Origin of the sequence: Collinsella sp. CLA-SR-H006, from assembly GCF_040097075.1 — a bacterium.
Taxonomy (GTDB): Bacteria; Actinomycetota; Coriobacteriia; order Coriobacteriales; family Coriobacteriaceae; genus Collinsella.
This window is the reverse complement of record NZ_JBBNPD010000009.1, coordinates 65689-78425: the sequence shown is the minus strand read 5'-3', so window position 1 is coordinate 78425 and position 12737 is coordinate 65689. Positions and strand designations below refer to the sequence as shown.

The window sequence follows — 12737 nt, the reverse complement described above, 5'->3', positions numbered from 1 at the left end:
GCCCGCCGCGTTGCAGGGCTCCTTTTTATAGCGCTTTCTTAAATGGTTCAGAGCTCTATACTTTAGTCACGGAGCAACTCGTCCCAGAGAGAGGAATACTATGGCAGAGCAGCAGCTTATCGGAGCACTCGAGGCCGGCGGCACCAAGATGGTCTGCGCCACGGGCTATGCGGACGGTACGGTCCTAGAGCGCGAGCAGATCGCGACCACGACCCCGCAGGAGACCGTCGAGGCCGTCAACGCATGGTTTGCAGACAAGGGCATCGCCGCCCTGGGCATCGGCGCCTTTGGCCCCACTGCGGTCAACCCTGCCTCGCCCCAGTACGGCAAGATCTTGGAGACGCCCAAGACCGCATGGCGTTACTTTGACCTACTGGGCACCATCCAAAACGAGCTCAATATTCCCTGCGGCTACGATACCGACGTCAACGTCGCCTGCTTGGGCGAGGTCACCTTTGGTTGCGCGCAGGGCCTCACCGACGTGGTGTACCTGACGATCGGTACCGGTGTGGGCGCCGGCGTGCTCTCGGGCGGCCAGCTCGTGCATGGCATGATGCATCCCGAGGCCGGCCACATCCTGGTCACGCGCGACCCGCGCGACACCATTGGCGAGCATAGCGCCTGCCCCTTCCACGTCAACTGCCTCGAGGGCCTCATCGCCGGTCCCGGCGTTAAAAAGCGCTGGGACGGCAAGAGCGCCGGAGACATGGCCGATGACCCGGAGGCCATGGACCTGCTCGCAGGCTATCTGGCACAGGCGCTCATGACCTACACGCTGTGCTATGCCCCGCAGAAGATCATCATCGGCGGCGGCGTGGCCGACCACACCCCCATCGTGCCGCTCGCCCGCAAAAAGTGCGCCGAGATGCTCAACGGCTACATCGTCACGCCCGAGGTCAACGATATCGACACCTACATTGTCAACAATAGCCTCGAGGGCAAGCAGGGCATCATGGGCTGCCTGGCCCTGGGTGCCGCCACGCTTCAGCAGTAGGCGCGCCAAAGGGGCGCCGCAACGTCCAGCAATCCCATCCTACGGGATAACGCCGCCAAGCCCCGCATAAGCCCCCAAACAAAGAAAGGCCGCCTAGGACCAAGCAATGTGTCCTAGGCGGCCTTTTTGGCACATATGAGCGATCGTAGTAGATATCGGAGCACAACGCCCGTTACCGCTCCACAGCAGTCGATCATCACATCGGTGATCATGCCGGCGCGTCCCGGCACAAAGAGCTGAATCGTCTCGTCGATCGAAGGAATCAGCAGCAGGAACACCGCCGTGGGCAGCAGCACGTCAAAGGTGCGCCGGCCCTCAAAATCAAAGGCGTGCGTTGCCAAGATGCCGAGCACCATATACTCGGTAAAATGCGCGCACTTGCGAACAACAAAGTTGGTCACCCATTCATATGGAAGTCCCACGCCGTGCAGGAAACCGCGGATAGCTTCCATGACCGTTAGGCTCAGCGAGCCCGACCCCGAGCCGGGAACCAGCGAATTGCCCCAGATCAAGAGCGCCATCAGGCAGGTCACGACCGCCCATTTTCGATTGATCTTAACCATGCAGAAGTTATGCCTCCGCGCAGAGCGGCGCGAAGCTGGCGGTACCGCCCTCGATAACGCTCAGGTAGGCACGGCCCGTACGCTTGGCGGTAGAGGACTGCAGGCGCTCGATCTCTTCCTCGAGGATCTGATTGACGCGCTCGTGACGACGGTTTTCCATAATGCCGGCGGCAATAGCCTCGGCCCGCTCGATGCTCTCGCGCGAGATACGGGCAGTATCCTCGGGGAACACAGCGCTGTGACGGCCGACATAGGCGGGGGCAGCAGGCTGAGGGGCAGCGACGGGAGCGGGGGCTGCAACAGGAGCAGGCTCGTCAATCTCATCCAGAATCGCGGTGGCGGCGGCCCACATGTCCTCGTGGCCCGAGTAATCAGCCATGGGGACATCAACCTCGAGTGAGGCATCCGGAAGGTCGCCGGTGTCGATGCGATCTTGGGCATCAATCGATGCAGTGATGGCTGCAGGCTCATCGAGGTCATCGAAATCGATATCCGCGGCACCGGAGATGATAGGCATGCTGGCGAGGTTTACATTGTACGGCGCAGCCTCAGCCGCCTGCTGCTGGGCAGGAGCACCCCACAGCGAGCTTTCGGCGGCACGGCGGGCGGCAACGGCCTCCTCGTCCGCGGCCATGGCTTCATCAACGTACGAATTGTCGGCAGAAGCGTTCGCGTCCGCCGAGGTAGCGCTGTAGGCGTTATTGGCTGCCGCGTTGGCGACGAGTGCCACGAAAGCCGCCGTGCTGCCCGCAGGGGCGGCCTGGGAGCCAGACACGGCGCGTGCCGCGGCGGCGATGTCGTCGCGATTGAAGGAGCCGGTCTGCCCGCCGTTGGTGAGCTCGTCGATGGCGACTTGATAGACGTCGCGCGAGTGTGCAGGGTCGCAGCTCACCGGCGAATCGTCGTCAAGCATACTGTCGATCATGGACCAAGCCTCGTCCTCGTCCATAGCATCTGCGGCTCGAGCGATGGTAGGGACACCATCATCGGCATGACGGCGCTGGAACGCACCAGTCAGGCCGGAAAGGAATGCCGAGGTAGACTGCTCCGCCTGAGCCTGAGAATCAGAAGCCGCAGCGTAAGGAGTCGCATCCTGCTGCTGAGCTGAAATCGAGGCGGTCTTGAACTCGCTTTGATGCTGATTGAGATTGGCGGCACCGCCCATGGCATCGGGCTGGAACAGACGCTCTTCACGCTGCGCACGATACTCGGAGATGCCCAGCGAGGCGGCATAGATGCCCACGCCCGCCACCGCGCCCACGGCGAAGGGAACCGCACCCGCCACGACCGTCTCGTTCACAGACGAAAACGGCAGCGTCGCGGCATACATAACCACGGGAGCGGCAAGGCCGATCCCGCACGAAAGTCCGGCAAGGACTGCTCGTTGTGTTGCATCAGAAGAAGCCATGAGCTCTCCCCATCTTCCAGCACCCAAATCGCATCATTCAGTTGGCTGCGCGAGAGAAGATGAAGCGGGGCTATGCCCCAAAGCAACGGTATATGGTTCGTTTCATCTGCGTTATCCGTCGCGAAGCTTAAAAGCTATTATGCGAAACCGCCCTGTCGATTGCAAGCGACGATGTCGGATTGAAACGGGAAACCTGCTGCTTGCCAGTCTTATGGTCAAAAATAAGCGCGGAGCGGCGATATAGAAAAGGGCCGAGGCTCAAAGCCCCGACCCTTTATTGCATTGATGACTATCGCTGCGTGTGGATGACAACCTAGAACGTCTGCTCGTAGTCGCTGTGCTTTTTGGCCGAACGCACCAGGAACTCCTGGTTGGTGTTGGTGCCCTTAAGACCCTTGATAAACGACGCAGCTGCGCGCTCGGTGTTGTTCATGCCGGCAAGAATGCGACGCAGGCCAAAGACAAACGGACGCATCTGCTCGTCAACCAACAGGTCCTCGTTACGCGTACCGGAGGCAACGGGGTCGATAGCCGGGAAGATGCGGCGGTCGGCCAGGTCGCGGTCGAGCTTGAGCTCCATGTTGCCGGTGCCCTTGAACTCCTCAAAGATGACCTCGTCCATCTTGGAGCCGGTGTCGATGAGGGCAGAGGCCAGGATGGTGAGCGAGCCACCGTTCTCGATATTGCGGGCTGCGCCCAGGAAGCGCTTGGGCGGATACAGTGCCGCCGAATCGACGCCGCCCGAAAGGATGCGGCCTGAGGCGGGCGCCGCCAAGTTGTAGGCGCGGGCAAGACGCGTGATGGAGTCGAGCACCACCACGACATCGCCGCCCAGCTCCACGATGCGCTTGGCGCGCTCGATGACGAGCTCTGCCACACGAGTGTGGTTGTCGGCGGGCATATCGAAGGTCGACGCCACAACCTCGCCCTTGATGGAACGCTGCATATCGGTAACCTCTTCGGGGCGCTCGTCGACGAGCAGGCAGATGAGGTGCACCTCGGGGTTGTTAATCGAGATAGACTGGCAGATCTTCTTGAGGATTGTGGTCTTGCCGGCCTTGGGCGGGGACACGATCAAGCCACGCTGACCCTTGCCGATCGGCGACACGATGTCGATGGCGCGACCGGTAATGGAGTCCTTGCCATGCTCCATGCGCAGCGGCTCGTTGGGATAGACCGGGGTGAGGTCACCGAACTTGGGGCGGTTGCGAATCTGCTCGGGGTCTAGACCGTTGACGGTCGTGATTTTGGCGAGGCCGGCGCGCTTGTCGCCGCCGCGCGAAGGACGAAGCGAGCCCTCGATGACGTCGCCCGTGCGCAGACGCGCGGAGCGGATGAGGTAGGCGGGCACGAAGGCGTCGTCGTTGGACTTCATGTAGCCATGGGCATGGATGATACCGGAGCTGTCCGGACGAATCTGCAGGATGCCCTTGATGTCGCGGAAGCCCTCGGCCTTCGCGGCGGTGACGTAGATCTCCTCGACGAGCTCGGCTTTCTTCTTGCCGGTCGTCTCAATCTCGAACTCCTTGGCCTTCTCGCGCAGCTCGGCGACCTTCATGGCCGCGAGCTCCTCGCGCGAAAGCGTGGGCTCGGTGGGAGCGGCATTACGCTCCTTGTTGCGCTGCTTGCGATCGCGCTGGCGGTTGCGGCGGTCGTTGTTGCGCTCGTCCTTGCGCTCGTTGCGCTCGTCGTTGCGCTTGTGCTGGCGACGGTTGGAGCGAGCGCCGTCTTCGGCCTCGGCGGGCGCGGCGCCATCGGTTGCGGCGGCATCGGCGTTAGCCGCAGTATCATCGCTGGCCTCGGCCTTGGAATCGCCCTGCAGCTCGGCCTCGGCCTGCTGCTCGGACGCCTTGGCCTTAGCGGACTTCTTACGACCGCGCTTGGGCTTCTCGGACGCAGACTGTTCGACGTCTTGGGGCTCGGCGGCATCAGTCGATGCATCGGCGGTCGTCTCGGCGGAATCCTCGGACGCACCCTTCTTGGCAGTCTTGGCCTTGGACGTGCGCTTAGCAGCAGTACGATGGCTGCGACCAGGACGGACGTCGGCGGGCTCGACATCGGCGGGAGCGGCCTCGGAAGTCGTAGCATCCTGGACGGGTGCATCGGCAGCGGTTGCAGACTCGGCGGTCGCCGCAGCATCCCGAGCGGCTGCAGCTGCGGCTGCGGCCTTCTCTGCCTCGACGAAGGCCTTGGGCTTGCGACCGCGACGGTGCGGGCGCAAAGCCGGATCGACAACGGGAACTTCGCTGGCCTCGACAGGCGCAGCGGACTCAGCAGGCGATGCGCCCTCCCCTGCCGCGGAACGAACCGAAGCCTCGGTGAGCTCGAGGGTTACCTGATCGGCAACCTGCTCGGCCTTAGCAGCCGTGCGACGGCGTGTGCGCGGTGCCGGCTTCTCGGTCGGCTGGTCGGCGGCAGGGGTCTCGGTGGCGGCAGGCGTCTCGGGCACAGACGGAGCTGCAAGCTCGGTCAGAGCCGCGGCCTCGCGCTCGGCAGCACGACGGCGGGCGCGCACCACCTGAGCCTCGCTAATCTGCGCCAACGCACGTGCCTGCGCGACCTCATCGGAAATCGGCGCCGAGGAGTCAGCTGCAACGGTGCGCTTGACGCGCGTCATGCGCGTGGTACGGCGCTTGGGCTTGGTGACCTCCTCGCCGTCAGCAGCAGGCTTGGCCGTGCGGCGCGTACGCTTGGGCTTTGCCGGAGCAGCCTCCTCACCAGTTGCAGGCACGGCCTTCTCAGCCGTTGCAGGCGTAGGCGTCGAAGCAGCCTTAGGCGTCTCAGGAGCCGAGGCATGCGCGGGCGCCGCGACCTGGTCCGACGCAACCGGTGCAGCGGGAGCGGCTTGCGTCGTCGTTATTTCGTTTTCTTGCTGTTGATCAGACACAGTGTTTGCTCAACTTTCTTTTCAAGCCCTGTGATCACATGCTCCCTGCATAAACCTTCAGGGCGGCTAAACAGTCTAGTTCCGTTCAAAACGACGGACATCATTGATCTGTATCGAGATGATTGCGTCATATACGCAGCGTTAGTGTAACACAACCGCCGCCACCTGCAACTTAGTCATTGGGAACGCTCTTAAACGACTAGTCAAAAGGGGCACTCTTTGGTTTAACACCCACAAATCTGACTGCCTCCGCCAAAACTATGGCGGTTTACTACGATGAATCGCTCAACCGCGACCACTCCGAAACTTGTTGAACTAAAACCGCAGGTAGATGCCCTGCACTTTTTTGCGAAAAGCTGGCGTGGTTGGAATTTCTCATATTCATCGTAGTGAACCGGCATAGTTTCGTATTTCCAGCAGTTCCAAATTCGTCAATACGTCGGCGTTTGCAAAAAACCCGACCTCCGCATGGAGATCGGGCTTATAGGGCTCAGCAAAGCCGAACCTACACGGTTAAATGACCCGCAGCTTACATCTGCTCGGGAGCGGAGACACCAACAAGGGTGAGCACCAGGGCGAGCGTCACGCGGACGGCATCGCAAGCGGCCAGACGGGCACGCGAAAGCTCGGGGTCGACGGGACGGCCCTCGCTCGGCAGCACCTGGCAGGCAGCGTAGAAGCTGTGGAAGTCGCCGGCAAGCTCCTCGGCAAAGTGCGTCAGACGGAACGGGGCGCGGTCGCGAGCGCAGCTGGCGATGAGGTCGGTGAGCTCGTTGAGCTTACGCGAAAGGGCAAGCTCGGTCGGGTCGGTCAGCAGCGAGTAATCGACGTTCTCGCCGATGGCCTTCTCGGCGACGGCCTTCATGCCCATCTCGTCAGCCTGCTCGGGCGTAACGTCGGCGGCACGGCGCAGGATGGAGCACACGCGGGCGTGAGCATACTGCACGTAATAGACCGGGTTGGAGTTGTCGCGCTTCTTAACGGCCTCAATATCGAAGTCGACCATCTGGTTGGAGCTCTTGGAGATGAGCGTGTAGCGAGCGGCATCGGAGCCGACCTCGTCGACGAGCTCCTGCAGGGTCACCATGGTGCCCTTGCGCTTGGACATTCGGACGGGCTTGCCGTTACGCAGCAGGTTGACGAGCTGGCCCAGCAGAACCTCGAACTTGCCGGGATAGCCAAGAGCGTCGCAGACGCAGCGGACGCGCTCGATGTAGCCGTGGTGGTCGGCGCCCCAGATGTCGATGACGTGGTCGACGCGCTGGAACTTATCCCAGTGATAGGCAACGTCGGAGGCGAAGTAGGTGTACTCGCCGTCGGACTTGATCAGAACGCGGTCCTTGTCATCGCCCAGGTCGGTGGAGCGGAACCACAGGGCGCCGTCCTTGGTGTAGAGATAGCCCATCTTGTCGAGCTTCTCAAAAGCGCGGTCGACGGCGGAGGTGCCGGCGGTCTCGCCCTCGGTGTCCTTCACATACAGCGAGCGCTCGGAGAACCAACGATCGAAGTCGCAGTTAACGGCATGGCAAAGGTCGCGCATGTTGTCGACCATCTTTACATAGCCGCGCTCGCGGAAGCTCTCCATGCGCTCCTGCGGATCGGCGTTGACCCACTTATCGCCGTCGGTGCGCCAGAACTCGGCGGCCTCGTCGATGATGTAGTCGCCGCCGTAGGAGTCCTTGCCCAGGGTCTCGGCAAAGTTGTCCTGATACGGATGGGTCTCGGGATGCTCGTCGTTCTCGTCGGCAACAAAGGCGTCGCGGTCGGCGATCAGCAGCTTGTGAGCCTCGTCGATATCCACGCCCTGCTTGGCGATGATGTCGGCAAGCTGCATATAGCGCGTGCTGATGGAGTTGCCGAAGGTGTTCATCTGAGAGCCGTGGTCGTTGATGTAGAACTCACGCTGGATGTCGTAACCGGCGTGATCCATAACGCGGCAGAGCGAGTCGCCCAGCGCGGCCCAGCGGCCGTGGCCGATGTGCATGGGGCCGACGGGGTTGGCGGAAACGAACTCGACCTGGGTCTTCAGGCCACCACCGACGTTGGACTTAGCGAAGTCCATACCCTTCTCGCGAGCCTCGCCAAAGATGGCATTCTTGACGGCAACGGAGAGGTAGAAGTTGATGAAGCCGGGGCCTGCGATCTCGACCTTCTCGATCGCGGGGTCCTCGGGCATATGGGCAACGATGGCCTCGGCGATCTTGCGCGGGGCGCAGTGGGCCAGCTTGGCGGACTTCAGGGCCATGGTAGAGGTCCACTCGCCATGAGAAGTGTCAGCCGGTCGCTCGATAGCGCAATCGTCAAGTTCAAATGCGGAAAGGTCGCCGGCCTCCTGGGCCGCAGCAAGCGCAGCGCGTACCAGCTCTTCAATCTTCTCGGGCATAGATCCTCCTTGTGTTAAAGCCCCCGAGCTCTTGGTCACTCGTAGGGCAAAAGCCAGAGTTTGTAGCACTCTATCACAAGCGACGGGCACTGTCGCAGGGTAAAGCTAATAGATATTGCATATGCACAAAAATGACTACAGCTTGTATGGAGTCACTCAAAGATGCCGGTCTGCCTGCAGATTATGCAGGCGTTGAAAATGCATAAAGGTGTGAATGAGCTGCGTCTGTTATCGAATACTCTTACCTATCAGAGTTGTGTGCTTTTCCTGCATAAAGTACGGGTTTGCGCACGTCAGCGTGTTATTCTAGACATACGTAAATTCGTATAAGTTGGAGGTAGCATGTTCTCAATCGGTCAACACGTCATTCATCCGGGCCAGGGAGTCTGCACCGTCGTCGGTTTTAGGGACGACACACCGCAGCCCATGCTGCTGCTCGAGACCAAGCAGGGACATGCGCAGACGATCCTCATGTACCCCGTGGCGCAGGCCGACCGTCTGCACGCCGCCATCTCTCAGCAAGATGCCGAGCACCTGCTGAGCCACTATGACGAGCTGGAGTGCGACACCTTTACCGAGCGCAACAGCTCACTTGAGGAGACACACTTTAAGCAGCAGCTCAAGCTGGGCGCGCCCGAGACGGTCCGCGTGGCAAAGACCATGATGCACCGCATTCGCCAGGCCGAGGAAGCTGATAAAAAACCCAGCTCCTACTACATGCGCGTACTCAAGGAGGCCAAACGCCGCTCCATCGAGGAGTTCGCCGTGGCCCTTGGCGTCACCGAGGAGGCCGCCGAAGCCCGCCTAGCCCAAGCCGCCCTCAACTAACCCATCCGCGCCAAAAACCACCACAAAGGGAACAGGCACCTTTGTGGTGGTTTTCTTGTTCTAGTAGTATTCATTCTTATCGATACCCACGAGCACAAGGAGTCTCTTATGGCAGAGCCGCTTACCGCCGGAATCACCCGCGACCGCGCGTTCGAACTGCTCAATGAGCACAACAAGGACCCGTTCCATATCACCCATGGCGAGACGGTCGAGGGCACTATGCGCTACTTTGCGCGCGAGTTCGACCCCGAGAACGAGGAGTTTTGGGGCATCGTCGGTCTGCTGCACGACCTGGATTGGGAGGAGCATGAGGACGACCCCATTAACCACACCATCTATGCTGCCGAGATTCTTGAGGGCGAAGGTGCGTCTCCCGAGCTCATTCGCGCCATCCAGACGCACACGTCGGACTTCAACACCTCACTACCCAAGCCCGAGCTGCAGATGGAAAAGATCCTGTTTGCCTGCGATGAGCTCACCGGCCTGATCGGCGCTGCCGTCATCATGCGCCCGAGCAAGAGCGTTATGGACTTTACGACTAAGTCGCTCAAGAAGAAGTTCAAGGACAAACGCTTTGCCGCCGGCTGCTCGCGCGACGTGATTTCGCAGGGCGCCGAGATGTTGGGCTGGGAGCTCCCCGAGCTCTTTGACCGCACCATCGCGGCCATGCAGTCCTTCGCCCCCGACCGAGATACCTTCCAGGCCTAACCGTCAACGCCACCTAAAACCACCACAAAGGGGACAGGCACCTTTGTGGTGGTTTTTGTTTGCGCGGGCGTTAGGGACGGACCTGGCCGGTGCCGCGGAGCTTGTATTTGTAGGTGGTGAGGGCCTCGGCGGCAAAGGGGCCACGGGCGTGGAGCTTTTGGGTCGAGATGCCGATCTCGGCGCCCAGGCCAAACTCGCCGCCGTCGGTGAAGCGCGTGCTGGCGTTGGCGTACACGGCCGAGGCATCGACCGCATCCAGGAAGCGCTCGCAAGCATCCGTGTCCTCGGCAACGATGGCCTCGGAGTGCATCGTGCCGTAGCGGTTGATGTGTGCGATGGCCTCGTCCTCGTTTGCCACGACCTTCACGCTCATCTCGAGCGCCAGGTACTCGCGACCCCAGTCCTCCTCAGTCGCGGCGACGTAGTCATCGCCCTCCACAAAGCCGGCGTCGGCGCACGCGGCGCACGTGGCCTCGTCGCCGTGAATGAGCACGCCGTGGTCGTGCAGCACGGCAACGACCGCAGGCAAAAACGCATTGACCACAGCATGGTCGACCAGCAGCGACTCGGCAGCATTGCACACGCCTACGCGCTGGGTCTTGGCATTAACGATAATGTTGAGCGCCTTATCAAAGTCGGCGGATTCATGCACGTAGATGTGGCAGTTGCCCGTGCCCGTCTCGATCACCGGCACAAGCGACTCGCGCACGCAGCGCTGGATCAGGCCTGCACCGCCGCGCGGAATGAGTACGTCGACAATACCGCGGAGCTTCATGAGCTCGCCGGTGGCCTCGCGGTCGGTGGACTCGATCATCGACACGGCCTCGCGCGGGAAGCCCTTGGCCTCGAGCGCATCGGCCAGCAGCTCGGCGATCATGGCACACGAGTGATAGGCCAGCGAGCCGCCGCGCAGAATGCAGGCGTTGCCGGTACGGATGCAGATGCCTGCGGCGTCGGCCGTCACGTTGGGGCGCGCCTCGTAGACCATAGCGACCAGGCCCAACGGCACACTCACACGGGTCAGGTCCACGCCGCTTGCAAGCACGCGGTGGTCGAGCACGCAGCCCACGGGATCGGGCAGCTCGGCGAGCTTTTCCAGGCCGGCGGCCATGCCCTCGACGCGCTCGGGCGTCAGCAGCAGGCGATCGAGCAGTCCGGCCGAGGTACCCGCATCGCGCGCGGCGGACATATCGAGCTCGTTGGCGGCGACGATGGAGTCGACACCGTTGCGCAGTGCTGCGGCCATGGCGCGCACGGCCTCCTGGCGCTGCTCATCGCTCGCCGTGGCAAGCGAGGCCGACGCTGCCTTGGCGGCAACGGCAAGATCGTGGACATACGTGGCTATATCGACCGACATGGGCGGCCCTTTCTCCTAGAAGTTTGCAACCATGGTAGCCGATTTGCGCATGACCTCGCCCGCGGCGGTAGAATTGGTCAACCCGAAACACCGCAACGAACGGAAGACTCACATGGCCCTCATCACTTCGTACCACGTCCCCGGCCTTTACGTCGAGGACCACAGCATCGACGTCCCCCTTGACTGGCGCGGCCTGGAGCCGATGCTCCTGGCCGTCGGCAGCACCATGCGCCGCGGCGCTATGCCGGCACCAATCGCCGGCGCGCCCGAGAGCATCAAGCTCTTCTACCGCGTGGTTTGCGCGCCCGACCGCATCAACGACGATCTGCCGCTGCTCCTGTTTTTGCAGGGCGGCCCCGGCGGCGAGAGCCCGCGTCCGCTGTCGCCTACAAGCGACGGCTGGATCGAGGAGGCCGTCAAGCACTTCCGTGTGGTCCTTCCCGACCAGCGCGGCACCGGACGCAGTAGCTGCGTGGACGGACGCACGATCAAGGCACTGGGTGATCGCGCAACGGCCGCCGGCGCCGATACAGCACGCTCGCAGGCCGACTTCCTCAAGCGCCACCTCGCCAGCTCCATCGTGCGCGATTTTGAGTACCTGCGTCTGGTGGGCTTTGGCGGCAAGCCCTGGGTCACGCTCGGCCAGAGCTACGGCGGCTTTTTGACGTTGAGCTATCTGTCGCTCTTCCCCGAAGGCGTGGCGGCAAGCTTTACCTGCGGCGGCATTCCACACGTGCCAGCGAGCGCCAGCGAGGTCTACGCGCACACCTTCCCGCGCATGGCAGCTAAAACTCAGCAGTATTACGACCGCTACCCCGCCGACGTCGAACGCGTGGCGGCCCTGGCCGATACGCTCGAAGCCCAGAAGCCCGTGCTGCCCGACGGCTCGCCGATGACGGTCGAGCGCCTACAGCTCATGGGCAGCGACTTTGGCATGAAGCCGAGCTTTGAGCGCATGCATTGGATTATCGATCACGCGTTTGTTACTGGCGACGGTACGCTTAGCTGCGGCTCCTCGGTATCCGACAGCTTTTTGATGCGCGCCTTCGAGCGCACCAACACGCGTACAAACCCGCTGTACTGGACGCTGCAGGAGTTTATCTACGCCGACGGCGACACCATGCCCATTCGCTGGGCCGCAGCAGAGGAGAAGGCCCATCGTGCCGAGTTCGACACACTCGCGCGCCCGCTCATGTTTACCGGCGAGGCCATGTTCCCGTGGATGTTTGAGCAGATGCCCGAGCTTATGCCGTTTAAGCCCGCCATGGACCTGCTGATGGAAGACACCAGCTGGGACAAGATCTACGACCCGCAGCGCCTAGCCTGCAACGAGGTGCCACTCCAGGCCGCGGTGTATTTCGACGATATGTACGTCGATTCGGGCATGCAGCTCGATACGCTCAGCCGCGTGGGCAACTCGCATGCCTGGGTGACCAACGAGTTCGAGCACGACGGCCTGCACGGCAGCGCGGTGTTCAAGCACCTCTTCGACGAAGCGCTCAACCGCGGAGACCTGCGCCGGATCTTCTAGCTAAGGAGTGTCCCAAAGTGCCGGCACAAAAGGAACGTCCCCAAGTGCCGGCACGAGAAAGACAGCGCTGCGGGAAAC

At 62.0% G+C, this 12737-nt stretch carries 9 protein-coding genes; 4 read left to right on the top strand and 5 right to left on the bottom strand.

Annotation, left to right across the window (positions count from 1 at the left end):
• Positions 1-100 precede the first annotated feature (100 nt).
• A complete protein-coding gene (locus AAA069_RS06470; protein ID WP_349127874.1) occupies positions 101-994 on the top strand; it encodes an ROK family protein in 894 nt (297 codons plus the stop codon).
• Positions 995-1107: 113 nt separating this feature from the next.
• Here AAA069_RS06470 and AAA069_RS06465 read toward each other — a convergent pair whose 3' ends face one another.
• From AAA069_RS06465 to argS, 4 genes are all read right to left on the bottom strand, one after another.
• Positions 1108-1557 (bottom strand): VanZ family protein, encoded by a 450-nt coding sequence (locus AAA069_RS06465; RefSeq protein WP_349127873.1) that lies wholly within the window; start codon positions 1555-1557, stop codon positions 1108-1110.
• Positions 1558-1564: 7 nt separating this feature from the next.
• Entirely contained in the window at positions 1565-2965 is a 1401-nt protein-coding gene (locus tag AAA069_RS06460) for a hypothetical protein (protein ID WP_349127872.1), read from the bottom strand.
• A gap of 313 nt (positions 2966-3278) precedes the next feature.
• Positions 3279-5582, bottom strand: a complete 2304-nt coding sequence (rho, locus tag AAA069_RS06455; RefSeq protein WP_349127891.1) for a transcription termination factor Rho — start codon at positions 5580-5582, stop codon at positions 3279-3281.
• Between the two features lie 799 nt (positions 5583-6381).
• Positions 6382-8235, bottom strand: a complete 1854-nt coding sequence (gene argS, locus AAA069_RS06450; RefSeq protein ID WP_196032812.1) for an arginine--tRNA ligase — start codon at positions 8233-8235, stop codon at positions 6382-6384.
• A 342-nt stretch (positions 8236-8577) separates the two neighbouring features.
• Here argS and AAA069_RS06445 point away from each other — a divergent pair, with 342 nt between their 5' ends.
• Together AAA069_RS06445 and AAA069_RS06440 are read left to right on the top strand one after the other, a co-directional pair.
• Positions 8578-9063: a CarD family transcriptional regulator gene (locus tag AAA069_RS06445; RefSeq protein ID WP_006235480.1), complete on the top strand. Its 486-nt coding sequence runs from the start codon at positions 8578-8580 to the stop codon at positions 9061-9063.
• 108 nt (positions 9064-9171) lie between these two features.
• Positions 9172-9771: an HD domain-containing protein gene (locus AAA069_RS06440; protein ID WP_161145052.1), complete on the top strand. Its 600-nt coding sequence runs from the start codon at positions 9172-9174 to the stop codon at positions 9769-9771.
• A 70-nt stretch (positions 9772-9841) separates the two neighbouring features.
• On the opposite strand, the gene AAA069_RS06435 is transcribed toward AAA069_RS06440, so the two are convergent.
• Entirely contained in the window at positions 9842-11128 is a 1287-nt protein-coding gene (locus AAA069_RS06435; protein ID WP_349127871.1) for a glutamate-5-semialdehyde dehydrogenase, read from the bottom strand.
• A 112-nt stretch (positions 11129-11240) separates the two neighbouring features.
• On the opposite strand from AAA069_RS06435, the gene AAA069_RS06430 reads away from it, so the two are divergent.
• Positions 11241-12659, top strand: a complete 1419-nt coding sequence (locus AAA069_RS06430) for an alpha/beta fold hydrolase (protein WP_349127870.1) — start codon at positions 11241-11243, stop codon at positions 12657-12659.
• Positions 12660-12737: the final 78 nt, after the last annotated feature.

Coding starts and splice junctions, on each gene's coding strand:
- AAA069_RS06470 (WP_349127874.1), top strand. CDS start 101: ATGGCAGAGCAGCAGCTTATCGGAGCACTCGAGGCCGGCGGCACCAAG.
- AAA069_RS06465 (WP_349127873.1), bottom strand. CDS start 1,557: ATGGTTAAGATCAATCGAAAATGGGCGGTCGTGACCTGCCTGATGGCG.
- AAA069_RS06460 (WP_349127872.1), bottom strand. CDS start 2,965: ATGGCTTCTTCTGATGCAACACAACGAGCAGTCCTTGCCGGACTTTCG.
- rho (WP_349127891.1), bottom strand. CDS start 5,582: ATGACGCGCGTCAAGCGCACCGTTGCAGCTGACTCCTCGGCGCCGATT.
- argS (WP_196032812.1), bottom strand. CDS start 8,235: ATGCCCGAGAAGATTGAAGAGCTGGTACGCGCTGCGCTTGCTGCGGCC.
- AAA069_RS06445 (WP_006235480.1), top strand. CDS start 8,578: ATGTTCTCAATCGGTCAACACGTCATTCATCCGGGCCAGGGAGTCTGC.
- AAA069_RS06440 (WP_161145052.1), top strand. CDS start 9,172: ATGGCAGAGCCGCTTACCGCCGGAATCACCCGCGACCGCGCGTTCGAA.
- AAA069_RS06435 (WP_349127871.1), bottom strand. CDS start 11,128: ATGTCGGTCGATATAGCCACGTATGTCCACGATCTTGCCGTTGCCGCC.
- AAA069_RS06430 (WP_349127870.1), top strand. CDS start 11,241: ATGGCCCTCATCACTTCGTACCACGTCCCCGGCCTTTACGTCGAGGAC.